This is a genomic window from Rhizobacter sp., assembly GCF_046595475.1.
GTDB lineage: Bacteria > Pseudomonadota > Gammaproteobacteria > Burkholderiales > Burkholderiaceae_C > Rhizobacter.
Genome location: NZ_JBKJOQ010000043.1, coordinates 1 through 15,498, shown reverse-complemented (window position 1 = coordinate 15,498; position 15,498 = coordinate 1). Strand labels below are relative to the sequence as shown.

17 protein-coding genes are annotated in these 15,498 nt (G+C 64.0%); 8 read left to right on the top strand and 9 right to left on the bottom strand.

All coding sequences use genetic code 11. From position 1 onward, the window contains the following. Window positions 1–11: 11 nt before the first annotated feature. From AC30QB_RS08030 to AC30QB_RS08015, 4 genes are read right to left on the bottom strand one after another with little or no spacing between them, the layout of a single operon-like run. Window positions 12–1,103 (bottom strand): NAD(P)/FAD-dependent oxidoreductase, encoded by a 1,092-nt coding sequence (locus AC30QB_RS08030; protein WP_489545677.1) that lies wholly within the window; start codon window positions 1,101–1,103, stop codon window positions 12–14. Further along, window positions 1,100–2,446: a lysine N(6)-hydroxylase/L-ornithine N(5)-oxygenase family protein gene (locus AC30QB_RS08025; protein ID WP_489545676.1), complete on the bottom strand. Its 1,347-nt coding sequence runs from the start codon at window positions 2,444–2,446 to the stop codon at window positions 1,100–1,102. Before AC30QB_RS08025 ends, AC30QB_RS08030 begins: the two co-directional genes overlap by 4 nt. Before the next feature lie 50 nt (window positions 2,447–2,496). Then, complete coding sequence (locus AC30QB_RS08020; RefSeq protein ID WP_489545675.1) at window positions 2,497–3,741, bottom strand: ATP-grasp domain-containing protein; 1,245 nt, start codon at window positions 3,739–3,741, stop codon at window positions 2,497–2,499. A gap of 58 nt (window positions 3,742–3,799) precedes the next feature. Continuing rightward, the gene (locus AC30QB_RS08015) at window positions 3,800–4,438 is read right to left on the bottom strand and encodes an acyl-homoserine-lactone synthase (protein WP_489545674.1); all 639 of its coding nucleotides are present in this window, start codon (window positions 4,436–4,438) and stop codon (window positions 3,800–3,802) included. Window positions 4,439–4,555: 117 nt separating this feature from the next. On the opposite strand from AC30QB_RS08015, the gene AC30QB_RS08010 reads away from it, so the two are divergent. Continuing rightward, the gene (locus tag AC30QB_RS08010) at window positions 4,556–4,987 is read left to right on the top strand and encodes a DUF4902 domain-containing protein (RefSeq protein WP_489545673.1); all 432 of its coding nucleotides are present in this window, start codon (window positions 4,556–4,558) and stop codon (window positions 4,985–4,987) included. A 103-nt stretch (window positions 4,988–5,090) separates the two neighbouring features. Then, a complete protein-coding gene (locus AC30QB_RS08005) occupies window positions 5,091–5,804 on the top strand; it encodes an autoinducer binding domain-containing protein (protein WP_489545672.1) in 714 nt (237 codons plus the stop codon). A 37-nt stretch (window positions 5,805–5,841) separates the two neighbouring features. Here AC30QB_RS08005 and AC30QB_RS08000 read toward each other — a convergent pair whose 3' ends face one another. After that, window positions 5,842–6,309, bottom strand: a complete 468-nt coding sequence (locus AC30QB_RS08000) for a hypothetical protein (RefSeq protein WP_489545671.1) — start codon at window positions 6,307–6,309, stop codon at window positions 5,842–5,844. 148 nt (window positions 6,310–6,457) lie between these two features. Next, complete coding sequence (locus AC30QB_RS07995; protein WP_489545670.1) at window positions 6,458–6,961, bottom strand: hypothetical protein; 504 nt, start codon at window positions 6,959–6,961, stop codon at window positions 6,458–6,460. A 300-nt stretch (window positions 6,962–7,261) separates the two neighbouring features. Here AC30QB_RS07995 and AC30QB_RS07990 point away from each other — a divergent pair, with 300 nt between their 5' ends. Beyond that, a complete protein-coding gene (locus AC30QB_RS07990; protein WP_489545669.1) occupies window positions 7,262–9,004 on the top strand; it encodes an alkaline phosphatase D family protein in 1,743 nt (580 codons plus the stop codon). Window positions 9,005–9,099: 95 nt separating this feature from the next. On the opposite strand, the gene AC30QB_RS07985 is transcribed toward AC30QB_RS07990, so the two are convergent. Both AC30QB_RS07985 and AC30QB_RS07980 read right to left on the bottom strand, forming a co-directional pair. Then, a complete protein-coding gene (locus AC30QB_RS07985; RefSeq protein ID WP_489545668.1) occupies window positions 9,100–10,293 on the bottom strand; it encodes an MFS transporter in 1,194 nt (397 codons plus the stop codon). A gap of 288 nt (window positions 10,294–10,581) precedes the next feature. Further along, window positions 10,582–11,070 (bottom strand): hemerythrin domain-containing protein, encoded by a 489-nt coding sequence (locus AC30QB_RS07980; RefSeq protein ID WP_489545667.1) that lies wholly within the window; start codon window positions 11,068–11,070, stop codon window positions 10,582–10,584. 229 nt (window positions 11,071–11,299) lie between these two features. On the opposite strand from AC30QB_RS07980, the gene AC30QB_RS07975 reads away from it, so the two are divergent. The 3 genes from AC30QB_RS07975 (at window position 11,300) to msrB (ending at window position 13,180) form a co-directional block, all read left to right on the top strand. After that, the gene (locus AC30QB_RS07975; RefSeq protein WP_489545666.1) at window positions 11,300–12,091 is read left to right on the top strand and encodes a fused MFS/spermidine synthase; all 792 of its coding nucleotides are present in this window, start codon (window positions 11,300–11,302) and stop codon (window positions 12,089–12,091) included. 38 nt (window positions 12,092–12,129) lie between these two features. Next, window positions 12,130–12,540, top strand: a complete 411-nt coding sequence (locus AC30QB_RS07970; RefSeq protein ID WP_489545665.1) for a winged helix-turn-helix domain-containing protein — start codon at window positions 12,130–12,132, stop codon at window positions 12,538–12,540. A gap of 127 nt (window positions 12,541–12,667) precedes the next feature. Further along, the gene (gene msrB / locus AC30QB_RS07965; RefSeq protein WP_489545664.1) at window positions 12,668–13,180 is read left to right on the top strand and encodes a peptide-methionine (R)-S-oxide reductase MsrB; all 513 of its coding nucleotides are present in this window, start codon (window positions 12,668–12,670) and stop codon (window positions 13,178–13,180) included. 257 nt (window positions 13,181–13,437) lie between these two features. Here the strand turns inward: msrB and msrA are convergent, their stop codons facing one another. Next, window positions 13,438–14,169, bottom strand: a complete 732-nt coding sequence (msrA, locus tag AC30QB_RS07960) for a peptide-methionine (S)-S-oxide reductase MsrA (protein ID WP_489545663.1) — start codon at window positions 14,167–14,169, stop codon at window positions 13,438–13,440. Between the two features lie 162 nt (window positions 14,170–14,331). On the opposite strand from msrA, the gene modA reads away from it, so the two are divergent. Both modA and AC30QB_RS07950 read left to right on the top strand, forming a co-directional pair. Next, window positions 14,332–15,099 carry a molybdate ABC transporter substrate-binding protein gene (gene modA / locus AC30QB_RS07955; RefSeq protein ID WP_489545662.1) on the top strand — a complete coding sequence of 256 codons (768 nt, stop codon included), beginning with the start codon at window positions 14,332–14,334 and terminating at the stop codon, window positions 15,097–15,099. Between the two features lie 12 nt (window positions 15,100–15,111). Continuing rightward, window positions 15,112–15,498 (top strand): molybdate ABC transporter permease subunit (locus AC30QB_RS07950; RefSeq protein ID WP_489545661.1); only part of this gene is annotated, 387 nt, incomplete at its 3' end.

Genomic DNA, 15,498 nt, shown 5'->3' with positions numbered 1-15,498 from the left:
GTGGTTCGCCATCACGCCGCCCGTTCGCCGATGTGCTGGGCCTGCACCAGCGCCGCCACCGATTCGGCCACCGTTGGTGCCAGCTTCACGCCGTTGCCACTGAACCCCGAGGCGGTCAGCACGCCCCGCATCGCCTTGTCCCAGGCAACCACGCCGCGGCCGGATGCGTCATAGGCGTCGTGGCGCCGCGAGCCGCCCAGGCACTGGCTGGTGTTGAGCCAGGCGAAGCGCCGTTGCGCGCGCGCCAACGCATCGGCGCGCGCATGCTCGGTTGGCGTGGTCATCAGCTCGGGGTCTATGTCCCACTCGTCGACTGGGCAGCCGATCAGTGCAGCCTGTGTGCCATTGGGCCGGCCATAGGCGTCGCTGCTGAGGTCGACGAAAGCCGCAAACGCATGCGCCTCGGGCGGGCGGCTGACACAGCTGACCTGGATCGCCTTAGACCGCAGCGCCGCGGCGGCACTGACGCCCAGCCGCTGGCCGAGCGCGGGCGTCCAGGCGCCGGTACACAACACCAGTTGCTCGCAAGCTATGGCGCCGATGTTGGTGGCAATGCCGCACACCGCATCGCGGGCCAGCGTGATCTCGTGCAGCTCGACGCCCGTCATCGCCACGCCGCGGTCGCACTCGCCCATGCGCGTCAGCACACGCGCCAGCACCAGCGGGTCCACATGGCCGGCGCCAGGCTCGAACACTGCCGCGCACAGCCCCTCGCCCGAAGCGAGCCCGAAGCGTTGCCTGGCGGCCCCGATGTCCAACCACTCCAGCTCCACCTGTAGCGACAGATGCGTGAACACGCGGCGTGCCTGCGCCTCGTGAGCCTCGTCGATCAACTGCAGAAAGCCGCCCGGGTGTATGTGGAACTCGCCATCGCCGGTGCGCGCCAGCTCGCGGTAAAACTGCAGCCCCCGGGCGCACAGATCGGCCAAGGCTTCGTCGAGGTGAAAGGCACGCACGATCCCGCCCGAAAATGCCGTAGCCCCGATGCCGGGCCGCGACTTCTCGATCATCAGCACCTCGCCACCGTAGCGACGGCTCAAGCGCTGGAAGACCGCGGCGCCAATGATGCCGCCGCCCACGACGATGACGCGAAATTGCTTCATGTCGCCATCGAAACGCGGCGCGCCGGCAGCTCTACGGCGCGCGGCCCGGCTACTGCCTGCGTGCTCAGCAGCTCATGCAGGATCTCGCCGGCGCGAATCGACAGGTTGGACAACAAGGTGTCGCCCAGGCCATGCGTCGATTCGTTGCAACCTTGAAGGTAGACGCCGTAGTCGGCCCCTTCCTTCATTGCCACGCGGTAGTTGCGGTTCACCCGCGGCAGCAGGGTTTCAAAATCGAGCTCGAAGTCTTTCGCAATGGCCGACAAGACCTGTGGCGGGTTCGGGTAGCGGTAGCCTGTGGCCATGACCACGGCATCGGCTTCAAGCGCGTCTTCGCAGCCGGTGCGCGCGTCTTCGCTGAACACCTGCACGCCGTGGTCAGACTCGACGATGCGCTGCACTTTCGAGAAGTTTTTAAACTGCAGGCGGATCTGGCCACTGATGCGCTCGCGGTACTGAATGGCATACAAGCGCGAGATCAGCGGTGCGTCGACCACTGAATAGTTGGTGTCCTGGTGGTCGTCCAGAATTTTCTGGCGCAGCGGCGCCGGCACGCTGCCGATGTCGTCGACAAACCCCGAATCGAACATGCCGTTGACAAACTCGCTGCTGTCCGACGGCTTCAAGCCGTAGCCCCGAAACAGGCAGGTGACCGAAGCGCTCTGAAAGCGGCCATGAATGTCGTGTGCGATTTCCGCGGCGCTCTGGCCACGGCCGATCACCACGAAGTGCTGGCCCGGGGCGGGCTGGCCCAGGCCTGCGATACGGCGCAGGTACTGAGAGCTGTGCCAGACCCGCGCGCTGTCTTCGCGCACCTCGAAACTCTCTGGAACATTGGGTTGCCCGCCCACCGCCGCCACCAGGTTGCGTGCGCGCACCCGGTGCGTCTTGCCACTGGCGGGGTCGAGGTAGCACACCTCGGCGTAAGGCCTGTGTGACTGGCCGCCGCTGGTGACCGAGGTCACGCTGCAGCCATAGCGAACGTACTTCTTCAAACGCTCGGCCACCCACGCCATGTAGAGGTTGTATTCGAGCCGCGTCGGGTAGAAGTTCTTCAGGTTGATGAACTCGCCGAGCCGGCCGTGCGACTTCAGGTAGTTGATGAACGTGAAGCGGCTCTCCGGGTTGCGCTGCGTCACCAGATCCTTCAGGAACGAGATCTGCATCACCGTGTCTTCCAGCAGCATGTGCGGGTGCCACGCAAAGGCAGGCTTTTGTTCCAGGAACAGCGTGCGCAGGCCGGCCCCGCTGTCGCGCTCTTCGATGGCCACGGCCAGTGCGAGGTTCGACGGCCCGAAGCCTATGCCCACCAGGTCGTAGATGTCGTTGTCTTCAACTTGCATGTCAGTCCCTTCTCGGAAATCTCGGTTGGGGTGGTCTGTCGGGCGGCAGGTCACGAATAGAGCAAGCCGTCTTCTTCCCAGGCGATCAAGGTGTTTTGGTCGTCGACCAGATCGGCCTGCTTTTCATTTGCCAACCACAGGTATCCCGGCGCGGAGGTGAGCGAGTCGGTGACCACCAGTTGCGCGCCCAGGCTCGGCATGTGGCTGCTGACGACGCTTCGAATCTCGGCCAGGCGCTTCTCGTCGATCACGCTGTTGACCCGACCGGCAACACGTGAGATCAGGAAGTGCGCCACCACGTGCTGGCTGTACACCATCGACTGCACCGCCTTCAGCTGGAAATCTGCCGGCGCGATGTGCGCGTCGACCGACAGCTCCAGCTGCGTGTAAGGCGCGTAGTTGCGCAACACCGAGACAGCGTCGCCGCCATGCATGCGTGCATTGACCTCCACCAGCACCGGGCCGCGCGCGGTTTCGATCAGCTCGACGTGGGCGGCACCGAAGCGAATGCCGAGTGCGGCGACCACGCGCTTGACATAGCGGATCAGCTCACCGTGCGCCGCGTCGTCTGGCGCCAGGAATGCCGATTGCCGGTAAACGATCTTGCCGTGGGCGTTGCGCACCTTCTTGTACTTGGTGACGTTGGTGACCAGGCATACGCCGTCGCATGACACGGTGTCGACAACCCATTCCTGGCCATCGAGAAACTCTTGCACCAGGGCGTGCGAGTTTTTCGCGCCAAAGAGGTTGTTGGCTTGCAGCACCGTGTCCACCGCGGCCAGGGCTTCTTCGCGGTTCGCGCACACGTGAACGTTGTCTGACCCGGCCGAAGCCGCGGGCTTGACGACCACGGGGTAGCTGCCGTAGTGGCTCAGCCACGCCGCAGCCTGTTCGCCTGACTGAACCTTGCACTGCGAAACCGCCTGCAGGCCGTGCCCGCGGATGGTCTCTTGCATCAGGTATTTGTCGCGCCGCATGGCGCTGGTTTGCGGCGCGTTGCCTGGCAGGCCGAAGCGGGCAGCCAAATCATCCATCAGTGCGATGCCGGTTTCCAGGCCGGTGACCACGCAGCGCGGGTTGAAAGGGCTCAGTGCTGCCTCCAGGGTGCCGGTGTGAGCGTCGGCCTCAAAAACGGCGCTGTACTTTTCAGGCCGAAAGGAGGCTGCGAACAGGGCAGGGATGGGGCAGCTCAAAACGGCCACGCTGGGGATGCCGCGACGGGCGAATTCGTCTACCAGAAAGCGCCCGCTCGAGAACGGGTCGAGGACGATGGCATGTGGGGGGTGTTGTGTCATGGCGCGAAGCTCCAGGGTGCTGTGAGGTGGGGTTTCAAAAAGCGGGCTCGCGCCTGCTTCAGGCGAATGCCGGTTCGGCTTGATCGTTGAACTTCCATGGCGCAGGCGGCGGCAGCGGGCGCTCGACCAGTGCGCCGGTCGTGCGGTCGCTGCAGTGGATGCGGGCTGCCACCAGCCATTCGTTGCCGTCGTGTTGCGCCGCGCCCATGCGTTCGATGTCGACACCCCACCGGCAGGCCAACCGTTCGATCGCCACGCTGGTGCAGAAGATGAGCTGTTGAGCCCCTTCGCCGGCAGCCAGCCGGGTGGCTTCGAGCAGCAGGCGTTTGCCCACGCGCGTTTGTGCCGAGGCGCTAGAACCGCACGACACATCAGTGGCGGTGTAGCGCGACAACTCCCACACCCGTGGGCAACGCGGTGCGCGGCCGCCTTCGATCAGGTGCGAGAAGTGAGTGCCCAGCAGATAGGGGTGCATGGTCGGCAGCAACCTGGCGTAGCCGACGAGCGAGCCGTCTGCACTTTTCGCCAACAGGTGAACAGCCTCTGGCACGTCGAACTCGTCTTGCTCCAGGCCTGCCTCGCACTGAGCGGGCAGCTTCCATTGCAGCGACTGCACAAAGACCTGATGCCGGTATTTGCCGATGGCCGAACGGATCGGTGTCGACATTGACTTTCCGGTGATGCGGCTGATGTGCATGTTCGCGTCCTCAGGTTGTGTGTTTCCGTGCCGCCATTTCATGTGAGGCGCCGCAGCGCGGCAACTGACAGAAATGTGAGGGGCCCCCCTAGGTTCACGTCCATACACTGCCCAGCAATGCAAAACGAAAAAACACAAAACACACCCGACTACTACGTGCGAGTGCGAGCAGTGCACTTTCAATGCGCAGCGTTGCGGCACATACGTTCAGAGGTGGAGGGCACGGACGCAGAAGGCCTGTCGCGCGCCTGGGAGGGCGCCAGTGCATCGGCCTTGTTCGGATCGTCCGAGTGGGTGACGGAGTCAGACCCACCGGTTTCTTTGGGATGGGACTGGATGCTCACCACGTCTGGTGACGTGTTGATGAACCGCCATTCCATACGCACCAACCTGATGCTGGTCGACCACGACGGCAGTGACCTCGGGCACACCGTGTCCATCGAAACCGTGGTGCGCACGATCGAAAACTTCGCATGGCAGCGCCACGTGCTGCTGGCGCTGCAGGGGCCACCCCTAGAGTTAGGCTCGTCAGCGGCAGACGATTGCTAGACCCTGCTCTGATACTCCGCTATTCTCCGCGCCACGTCCGGAGCGGCGCGCGAATCGAAGCAACACCCTCGCCTCGCACACCCCATATCTCGGGAAAGAAGGCATGAAGAGCTGGCAGCTAGATCAATTGCAACTGGTTCGATGCGCGGGCAGCAGCGAAACCACGTTCGCAACCGTGCTGGCCGAGGTCAATCGACTCGGTTTTCGCTACTGCTCATTCGGCATGAAGGCACCGGTGCCGTTGACCATGCCGCGCGCCATGTGGCGCAGCAACTACCCGGCAGGCTGGCAGGCTCGCTACCAAGAGCGCGACTACGTGCACTGCGACCCCACCGTTGCGCGCGCCCTGGTCAGCGACGACACCATTCTGTGGAGCAACGAGCTCTTCGCCGACTGCCCCGAAATGCGGGCCGAGGCCTGCTCATTTGGCCTGGTGCACGGCTGGGCCCAGCCGCGCCGCGATGCCCATGGCATCTTGAGCTTGCTGAGTTGCGTGAGAAGCGACCCCCCCATCACCGACGAAGAGCTCGAAGCAAAGAACGAGCGGCTGCAATGGTTGTCATACCTGTGCCACGAAAGCATGCTGAAGCACTGGGGGCCGGCACTGCGCAGCAACCCCGAGTCCAAGCTCTCAGACCGCGAGCTGGAAGTGCTGCGCTGGTCGTGCGACGGAAAAACGTCGGCCGACATGGCCGAGATCATCGGCTTGTCAGAAGCAACGGTGAACTTCCACATTCGCAACGCCTGCCTCAAGCTCGGCACACCCAACAAGACCGCGGCCGCAGTGCGCGCCGCCTTGATGGGCCTTTTGTGGTGATGGTTTGAGGTGATCGTTTGAGGCGAGAGGGCTGGCGTCAGCTCTGATTCCAAGGGCGCGCGCCCCTCGCAGCCACGCTCAACAGCAGCCTGCTCGCCTTGCGTACGGCCACCACGTAGTCCACAACATTGTCTGATGTCACCCGCCCGGCAGGCAGTCGCTGCGCTTCTGTGCCGAGCGTGTAGAGGTCGCGCAGGAGAGCGTACTCGTCGAAGCTCAGCATCTTGTGTTTCTCCAGGCTGTTGAGCTGCTTGAGAGGGTTGCGCATGTCGGGCAGGCCCAGAGACTTACAGACATGGGCCAGCGTGTCTGCAATGCGGCTCCAGCCCTTTGCGATGGCCAGCTCTGGCGTCTGTTCGGCGAGCCGCAGCAGCTCCACGTGATCCGCCTGTTCTGCCGCCATGTCGACATGCGCGCCGAACATGGGCCGGTCGGCTACGGAAAGCGCCAGAGAGCGCAGCATGGCGACACGCGGAGAGAACGGTTCCTCACCGATCTCGGTCAAGCTGCTGAAGATGCTTCGGCGAGTCATGTGGATGCGCAGGTCTCGAGGCTGGCCCAGTTCCCGCAGTCTAGAGCAGGGGGCCAGCGCGGTGGGCGGCGCACCCTTCAACGGCCTTAGGGCCAACGGGGCCAGGCTGAGCGCAGGCCAGTCACTTGCCCCGCATCTCTTCATGGATGAGCCTTGACGCCAGGCCCACCGGGGTCTTGCCCTTGCGCAGGGTGGCGTAGTCGATCTCGGCCGCCTCTACGCCCGCAAGGTAATTGGGTGGGCGCTTGAGCCAAAGCTTCTGGGCTTCGCCACAAACGGTTTCCTCATGCCACTCAGAACCCAGCAAGACACGCAGTGCATTCAACGAAACCAGTGTCGTCGCCCATCGGGACGCCTCGCCGTGCCCCCGGGCGACAGCATCAGACAGGCCGTTGACATAGCCGATGAGCAGCGGGCGATGCTTGCTCCAGTCGCTCACATTCGCAAGCCCGCATGCCGTCAACTGCTTTTGCACGCCGCAGGCGATGACCTTCGCGGCCGTCTGGCAGGCTTTGATCCTTTGCCCGGCCCCGCTCCCCAACTGCACCGCTGTGCCGAACCAGTTGCGCAGAATGACAGTTGACAGTTCGGGTGAGAGTTCCAGCCGGTGGGCGGTGATGTGCATCGCTGTCCTTGGAGAAAGCCTATGGCAGACTTTGTCAGTCTGATGTGACCGAACGGCGTCAGCAGAGTAGAGCGTTAACACCTGTTCGGGCTGATGACACTCCTTCTTCAGCTCGCAACCAAGCTGGGCTTGAAGCCCTTCCTGGCAGAGGCACCCCGGAAGCCACTCGACATGGTTCCCGGTCGGGTGCATTCGTTGTCGTCAGCCTGTCAAATCAAGCAGTGACACTCGATTTTCCAAACGCGTCGCGATGGAGCCAGGGCCTCGGGCATGCGAGATCGATGAAGCAAGGAACTCGTCATGGGACGCCCAGCCAAGGTCAATCCACCTGCACGCGGCACCAGCCGGCGTAATTTTTTCAAGGCGTCCGGTTCAGCGGCCGCAGCCTTGGCCGCCACGCCGCTACTGGCGTTGGCCGAGCGCGGTGACAAAGGCGCGACGGTCTTTCAGCATGGTGTTGCCAGCGGCGACCCGCTACCGGATCGCGTCATTCTTTGGACGCGTGTCACCCCTGCAGATGTCAGGGAACGACACGCACATCACGAACAGCGACACTTTCATGTGCGCTACGTGGTGGCGACCGACCCCCACCTGAAGCGAGTGGTGGCGCGCGGGCACACCCACACAAATTTCGCGCAAGACTTCACCGTCAACGTCGACGTTACCGGCCTTCGCCCCAACACCACCTACTACTACCGCTTTGCGCACGAAGACGCGAAATCACCTGTTGGGCGCACCAAGACGCTTCCGGTCGGCCCGACAGATCGCCTGCGCATGGCCGTGGTCAGCTGCTCGAACCACGCTTACGGATACTTCAATGTCTATGGCCGTGTCGCGCAGCGCGCCGACCTCGATTTGGTCATGCACCTGGGTGACTATTTGTACGAGTACGGTGCCGGGCAGTACGGGTCTGTGCGCACGCCTGAGCCTCCCACCGAAATGATCACGCTGTCTGACTACCGCACTCGCCACGCGCAATACAAGCGCGACCCTGATTCGCAGGCCATGCACCGCCAGCACCCGCTGGTGGCGATCTGGGACGACCACGAGACAGCCAATAACGCATGGAAGGACGGCGCAGAAAATCACCAAGTTGAGACCGAAGGCGCCTGGGCCACGCGTGTGGCGGCGGCACTGCAGGCCTACTACGAGTGGATGCCGGTGCGCAGAGCCGACCCCACGGACCCGCGCCGCAACAATCGCAGCTATGCGTATGGCGACCTCGCCGACCTGATCATGCTCGAAGAGCGGCTGGGCGGCCGCTCACAGCAGATCGAGGGAAGCATTGCCACGCCCTTCGGCCCTGCGTTCACGCAAACCGGCGCCTTCGCGGAGCCCACTCGTCAGCTTCTGGGCGCAGACGAGGAAGCCTGGCTGTTCAAGAAGCTGCGCACCAGCAAGGCGAAATGGAAAATGCTGGGGCAGGGTGTCATGTTTGCGCAGCTCAAAGCGCCGGGGTATGGCTTGCCCAATGCCGCAGGCGGCGGGCTGTTCCTGAATTCTGATCAGTGGGACGGCTATCAACCCGCACGTGACCGTGTGTACGCCGTACTCAAGGGTGGCGAGGGGCAGGCACCCGTCAACAATGTCGTCATCCTGACCGGCGACATCCACAGCTCTTGGGCAGCAGACCTTACACAAGACCCGAACAACCCGGTCGCCTCCGCCGGCGGCTACGACCCGCTGACGGGTGCGGGCTCGTGTGCTGTCGAGTTCGTCGGGACTTCGGTCAGCTCGCCAGGAATCGACACCGACACGTCAGGGCAGATCGCCGGTGCGCTGCGCTCGGCCAATCCGCACTTCAAGTACGTCAACCTCACCCGGCGCGGCTACATGCTGCTTGACATCACGCCACAGCGCGCCGTGGCCGAGTGGTGGTATGTGGACACTGTCGCCAGCCCGAGCAATATCGAGACCTTTGCCGTGGCATTCGAGACCGCACACGGAAGCAACGGGCTTCAGCCCTCGGTGCAGACCACGCCGCGCGCGAACCCGTCAACGCTGGCGATCGACCTGCGGGCAGGTGAGGGTGACGATGACTGAGTGAGGCTGTGGCCAGCGACGTTGCTCATGCTGCGCGCGAAACAATCGTGCGTATCGCGGTTCGTGCTGGCCGGCCATGCCTCGACGATGGGGGATCAAAGGCCGGCCGACGTCAGCGGCGGTGGGCGAGCCCGCCACAGGGCCAGCAAGGTCACCGCGCCGAAGGCAGCGCCTGCGAAAAAAGTGGCCGACGGCCCCACACCGTCCCACAACAGCCCCGCGATCACGCTGGCGGCGAGCATGGCCAGCCCGCTCATCAGGTTGAAGAAGCCGAAGGCCGTGCCTCGCAGGTCGGCAGGCGCGGCGTCGGCCACCATGCGCGCCAACAGCCCCTGCGTCATACCCATGTGCAGCCCCCACAGCAGCACGCCAAGCACCACGATGCTCCAGTGATGGCCTAGCGCCAACACGAAGTCAGCGGCGATCAGCACCAGCAGCCCGAGCGACAGGATCGCCCGGTGGCTCATGCGGTCGGACAGCTTGCCGAAGGGGTAGGCCGTCAACGCATAGGAAATGTTCATTGCCACCATGACCAGCGGCACCCAGGCCAGCGTCATGCCGCTGGCCTGCGCCTTGAGCACCAAGAAAGCCTCGCTGAAACGCGCCAGCGTGAAGATGGCACCGACAGTCACCACCCACCAGTAGGTGCGGTCGAGGCGGCGCAGGTTCTCGCGTCTCACGGGGCTGGTGCGCTTCTCACCGACGGGGGTTCTGAGTTCCTTCACCCCCACGACCAGCAGCAGCACCGACAAGACCCCCGGGATCACGGCCACCCAGAAAATGGCCCGAAAGTCGTTGGCCCAGGCCAGCATCAGCACCACGGCGAGCAGCGGGCCGAGGAAGGCCCCCACGGTGTCTAGCGACTGGCGCAGGCCGAACGCTGCGCCGCGCAGATGCGGGGGCGCCAGGTCGGCCACCATCGCGTCACGCGGTGCGCCGCGTATGCCTTTGCCGGTGCGATCAAGCAGCCGTGCTGCGAGCACCAGGCCGGCAGTGGGCGCCAGCGCGATCAAGGGCTTGCTCAGGGCCCCCAGGGCATAGCCCGCCACCGCCAGTGGCTTGCGCCTGCCGATGTGATCGCTGAGTACGCCCGAGAACACCTTGACGATCAGGGCCGTGGCCTCGGCAGTGCCCTCGACCAGCCCGACCACCAGCGCGCTGGCTCCCAGCACCGACACCATGAACAAGGGCAGCAGCGAGTGCACCATCTCTGACGAAATGTCTGCCAGCAAGCTCACGAAGCCGAGCACCCAGATGCTGGAGGGAATCTGTCGTAGCGTAGGTGTCATGAGCGTCTGAGCCGATTTGCCGTGAGTTCTTGTCGCAGCCTATCGCACCTGTCTGCAGGGGCTTCGTTGAATTTTTGAGTGAGCAGGTCGAGCGACTCGTCATCCCCTGAAAACGGGGATCCAGATGCGGGCATCGTGCTGTGTCTCAAACGCAGGTGCACAAGTCGGCATGAATTCCCGCTGTCACGGGAATGACGACCCTGTTCAGGGTTCCGCCGAGCCTGGCGGGCGCGGGCCGCACACCCGCAGGCGTGCGGCCCTATGTTCAGTCAAGCGTCAGCGACTGCGCTAGGCACTCACGGCCGCCAGCAGCTCTTCCTTGCGCTCCAGCATCTGGTCCTTGAGCGCCACCATGTCGAGACGGGTTCGTTGCGCCTTGGGGAACATCTCGTTTTGTTCTTCCTTGACGTGGTGCTTGACGAACTCGCCCATGACTTTCACCCGTGCGTCGTACATCTCGCCGTCAGGCTCGACGCCTTGCACTTGAGCGATCAACTCCTTAACGCTCGCATGCTCCACGTTGGCTTCTGGGACCATTTCCTTGTCTTTCAACGCAGCCTTGACGGCCGGATAGAAGATCTCTTCTTCAAGTGTGGTGTGGATGGTCAGCTCTTGGCAGATCTCGGCGACGAGTGCCTTCTTCTTCGATGGAGATCGCGACTTTTCGAATTCCTCGAACAGCGCGCTTACTTTCTTGTGGTCTGCTTTGAGCAGGGCGATCGCGTCCTTGGGCTGAGGGACCGCGCGCGACTTGGGGGAGGTTTTTGAGGTGGCCATGAGATGTGTCCTTTGTGGTTGTCAGTGAACGAACAAGGCAATCAAGATGATGACGGGGATGGGTACCCCTAGAAAGAACAGGAGCAGTGAGCGCATAAGATCCTCCGTGGGGTTGATTGGGTCGCGCAAAGTTTGCGTTTGCGCCATTTGCGAGTCAGTCAGCCTGCGAGCGCACTCCACGTAGGACGACACCGTGACAGCCCACAAGTCGCCAGAGACAATCCGTCGCATGCGCGATCTCTCGAAGCTCACCGAGCAAGGCTTGCCTTTCGTGCAAGAAGACGTGCAAGGCAGCAAGCGCACGAAAGCCATGCACTTTGCGAGCTGGGAGTTGCAAAGCCGCATGCGCGTCGACGAGCCCGATGCGCTCGACGTGGAGTACACCCGCACGATGATGGGCTTTTTGCTCTTCAATGCCGTGCCGCGGTCCATCGCCATGATTGGCTTGGGTGGTGGGTCGCTCGCCAAGTTTTGTCACCGGCATCTGCCTGGCGCACACACCACGGCGGTCGAGATCAACCCACATGTGATTGCGCTGCGCGACGAGTTTTGCGTGCCGCCAGACGGCGAGCGCTTTCAGGTCATCGAAGGCGATGGCGCCGAATTCCTTGCACGCACCGAGCAGCGGTTCGACGTGCTGATGGTCGATGGCTTCGACGACGCCGGCATGCCTGATCGGCTGGCCACACAGGCCTTCTACGACCACTGCCATCAGGCGCTGACACCCGATGGCCTGCTGGTGGTGAACCTGCACGATCAGCACCCGCAGCTCGAAGTGTTCATCGGTCGCATCGAGCGCAGCTTCGGGGCTCATGTGCTCAAGGTCGCGGTGAAGCGCGAAGGCAACAGCGTGGTCTTTGCGTCCAGGCGCGCGCTCGTCGGGCCGCAATGGGGCGGCGCTGTGCTGCGGCCGCCACCCGGGTTTGACGCAAGGGCCTGGGCCGATCTGCTGCCCACGCTCAAGCAGGTGATGGAAAGCCTGCACTGCGAATCACTGCCTTCAGCTCGCCGCGATGCCTGAGGTATGGTTGCGCTCGAACCAACCCCATCGGCGCCACCATGGTCACGACCAGCAGCACCAAGGCTGCCGCAAAGGGCGGCGCCCAAGCCCGCAGCCAGTCGGACAAACCGGCGGCCAAGTTTCGGTTTCGCGTCACGACGGGCGATGTGATCGCCATAGGGCCGGGCAAGATTTCCTTGCTCGAAGCCATCGCCGAAACCGGCTCCATCACCTCGGCCGCCAAGAGCCTGGACATGTCATACCGCCGTGCGTGGATGCTGCTCGACGAGTTGAACCGCTCCTTGCGGCAGCCCGCCGTCGATTCCGCCAAGGGCGGGCCCCATGGCGGCGGCAGCGAGTTGACCGCGGTGGGCCACCAGCTCATCGACACCTACCGCCGCATTGAAAGCACTGCCGCCAGCGCCTGCGCTGCTGACATCAAGCGCCTGGTGGCGCTGGTCGCAGGCTGAGGCCCGCCGCGGCTGGGCGAAGGTTTCGTCGGCTGCTGCCATCGAGCCCCACCGACCGTAAGAAAGTGGCACCATGGCCCGACCGAAAGACAGGTGAATTTGCCTGCACTGAGAGAAAGGCCCCGACATGAAAACGTCGACACGCAGAACACTTTTAACCCTTGGTGGAACGGGCCTGGTCTTCGGCCTGCTGTCACTGCGCGGGCGTGGCCTGTCGCACGCCGAAGCCGCCACCGCCGAGGTGTTTGAAGTTACACACAGCGACGCCGAATGGCGCAAGCTGCTCAGCGCCAGCCAGTACACGGTGCTGCGCCATGAAGGTACCGAACGCCCGTTCAGCAGCCCGCTCAACGCCGAGAAGCATGAAGGCCGCTTCTCATGCGCAGGCTGTGCGCTTGAGCTCTTCAGCTCCAAGACCAAGTACGACAGCGGCACCGGCTGGCCCAGCTTCTGGCAGCCGCTAGACCGCAACGTGGTGGTCGAGCGCGAAGACGGCTCACTGGGCATGAAGCGCACCGAAGTGCATTGCCGGCGCTGCGGTGGCCACATGGGCCACGTGTTCGACGACGGCCCCAAGCCCACGGGCTTGCGCTACTGCATGAATGGCGTCTCGCTCACCTTCAAGCCCGGCGCCGCTTGAGAGGCAGAGGCAGAGGGGTTTTCGATTTGACCCCCTCCCGTTTGCCCTGAGCCTGTCGAAGGGTGCATTTGCGCAATGCGCTGCCCTTCGACAGGCTCAGGGCGAACGGGGTGCGGCCCACGCTAGCGGGGTGCGCCACACGCTAACGGGGTGCGGCACACGCTAACGGGGAGCGGCCCCCGCTAACGGGGTGCGGCCCACGCTGTTTGTGAAACTCTCAGGCGCTGGGCCGTGGCCGCAGCGGTTCTCTATCTATGTCAGCGCGCTGCCGCAGCACCCACCAGCACTGGCGCGGCCTGGTAGTTGGCCGGGAACAGGCGCTTCAGATCGTCGATCTTCGGCAGGTCGTGGAACGCGATGTAGGGGTGCTTCGGGTTCAGCGTTAAAAAGTCTTGGTGGTAGGCCTCGGCGGGGTAGAAGGCCTTGAGCGGCTCGATGGTGGTGGCGAGCGGCTTGCCGAAGGTGTTGGCGCGGTTGAGCTGCTCGATGTAGCTGCGTGCCACGCGCGTTTGCTCGGGGTTGGCCGGGAAAATGGTTGAGCGGTATTGGGTGCCGGTATCCGGGCCCTGGCGGTTCAGCTCGGTCGGGTTGTGCGCAACCGAGAAGTAGATCTGCAGCAGGCGGCCATAGCTGATCTTGCGCGGGTCGTAGCTCACGCTCACGGCTTCGGCGTGGCCTGTAGTGCCGCTGCCGATCTGTTGGTATTTGGCCGTAGAAGCAGCGCCGCCGGAGTAGCCCGACACGGCATTTGTCACGCCCTGCACGTGCTGAAACACGCCTTGAACGCCCCAGAAGCAGCCACCGGCGAAGACGGCGGTATCGGTGCTGACACCGGCTGCCGCGGCCTGGTCGGCAGCGGGCGGCGGCACCACGACGGCAGGCTCGGCACCGGTGGCCGAAGCGAACCACATGGCGCCACCCAGGGCCAGGGCGGCCATGGCGAAAACGGTGCGTCGTGAGGTGGGGTGAGCGGTAGAAAGGGATTGCATGGCGATTCTCCTAAGGGCCGGGGGTGGCCTCTGTGCTTGGTCGTGGTTCTACAGCAGATCTTTCAGCACGGTGGGCGAAAGGGTGGGCGGCCCGCTCAGATGCCGAAGCGTTATGCGTTGCGGTATATTGCGCTCGCGTTTTGCGGTGATCATCTGGTTCGCATGCACAAGACATTTTTTGCTCAGTCGCTACGCCGCATCGGCACATGCTCTTTTCTGCTGGCCGCGCTCAGCGCCCATGCCGCCGACCTCACCGTTTCGGCGGCGGCCAGCCTGACCAACGCCTTCAATGAACTGGGCGCGGCTTTCGAGGCGCAGCACCCCGGCACCAAGGTGCTGCTCAACTTCGCCGGCTCCGGCAACTTGCTGGCACAGATCGCCAAGGGCGCGCCGGCCGACGTGTTCGCGTCGGCCGACCAAGAAACGATGGACAAGGCCGAGGCGCAGAAGCTGCTTGCCGCTGGCTCGCGCCGCAATTTCGCCACCAACGCGCTGCTGCTGATCACGCCGATTGACAGCAGTTTGTCATTCAAGGTGTTGTCTGACCTGGGGCAGCCCGGCGTGAAGCGCTTCGCCATCGGCAACCCGGCCAGCGTGCCGGCGGGCCGCTATACAAAGGGCGCGCTCGAAGCAGCCTCTCAATGGGGTGCCGTCGAAGCCCGCGCCGTGAATGTGCAAAACGTGCGCCAGGCGCTCGACTACGTGGCGCGTGGCGAGGTCGAGGCGGGCTTCGTCTATGCCACCGATGCCTACGCGCAAAAGGGCAAGGTCAAGATCGCCGCCACTGTGCCCACCGCCACGCCCATCAGCTACCCCATTGCCGCCATCGCGGGCAGCCCCAACGCAGGCGATGCAACGAAGTTCATCGAATACGTGTTGTCGGCCGCCGGCCAGGCGGCGCTGGCACGTCATGGCTTTCAGAAGCCGTAGCAGCAAACGCTGATGGACTCGGCATGGCTCCCGTTGGTGCTTTCGCTCAAGGTTGCGGGCTGGTCGACGGCCATCAACCTGGTGCTGGGCGTGGCGGTGGGCTACCTGCTGGCAAGGCACCGATTTTTCGGCCGCGAGTTTCTCGACGCGGTGCTCACGCTGCCGATGGTGCTGCCGCCCACCGTGCTGGGCTACTACCTGATCGTCCTGCTGGGCCGCAACTCGGCCCTCGGCGGCTGGTTGGCGTCGCAGTGGGGCGTGACGCTGATGTTCACCTGGCAGGGCGCGGTGGTGGCGGCCACGGCGGTGGCCTTCCCGTTCGTGTTCATCTCGGCCCGCGCCGCTTTCGAGGGCGTGGACACGAAGCTGGAGCAGGCGGCGCGCGTGCTCGGCGCGGGC

Coding starts and splice junctions, on each gene's coding strand:
- AC30QB_RS08025 (WP_489545676.1), bottom strand. CDS start 2,446: ATGCAAGTTGAAGACAACGACATCTACGACCTGGTGGGCATAGGCTTC.
- AC30QB_RS07970 (WP_489545665.1), top strand. CDS start 12,130: ATGGTCACGACCAGCAGCACCAAGGCTGCCGCAAAGGGCGGCGCCCAA.
- msrB (WP_489545664.1), top strand. CDS start 12,668: ATGAAAACGTCGACACGCAGAACACTTTTAACCCTTGGTGGAACGGGC.
- AC30QB_RS07995 (WP_489545670.1), bottom strand. CDS start 6,961: ATGCACATCACCGCCCACCGGCTGGAACTCTCACCCGAACTGTCAACT.
- AC30QB_RS07975 (WP_489545666.1), top strand. CDS start 11,300: ATGCGCGATCTCTCGAAGCTCACCGAGCAAGGCTTGCCTTTCGTGCAA.
- modA (WP_489545662.1), top strand. CDS start 14,332: ATGCACAAGACATTTTTTGCTCAGTCGCTACGCCGCATCGGCACATGC.
- AC30QB_RS07980 (WP_489545667.1), bottom strand. CDS start 11,070: ATGGCCACCTCAAAAACCTCCCCCAAGTCGCGCGCGGTCCCTCAGCCC.
- AC30QB_RS07985 (WP_489545668.1), bottom strand. CDS start 10,293: ATGACACCTACGCTACGACAGATTCCCTCCAGCATCTGGGTGCTCGGC.
- AC30QB_RS08030 (WP_489545677.1), bottom strand. CDS start 1,103: ATGAAGCAATTTCGCGTCATCGTCGTGGGCGGCGGCATCATTGGCGCC.
- AC30QB_RS08015 (WP_489545674.1), bottom strand. CDS start 4,438: ATGCACATCAGCCGCATCACCGGAAAGTCAATGTCGACACCGATCCGT.
- AC30QB_RS07990 (WP_489545669.1), top strand. CDS start 7,262: ATGGGACGCCCAGCCAAGGTCAATCCACCTGCACGCGGCACCAGCCGG.
- AC30QB_RS08020 (WP_489545675.1), bottom strand. CDS start 3,741: ATGACACAACACCCCCCACATGCCATCGTCCTCGACCCGTTCTCGAGC.
- msrA (WP_489545663.1), bottom strand. CDS start 14,169: ATGCAATCCCTTTCTACCGCTCACCCCACCTCACGACGCACCGTTTTC.
- AC30QB_RS08005 (WP_489545672.1), top strand. CDS start 5,091: ATGAAGAGCTGGCAGCTAGATCAATTGCAACTGGTTCGATGCGCGGGC.
- AC30QB_RS08010 (WP_489545673.1), top strand. CDS start 4,556: ATGCAAAACGAAAAAACACAAAACACACCCGACTACTACGTGCGAGTG.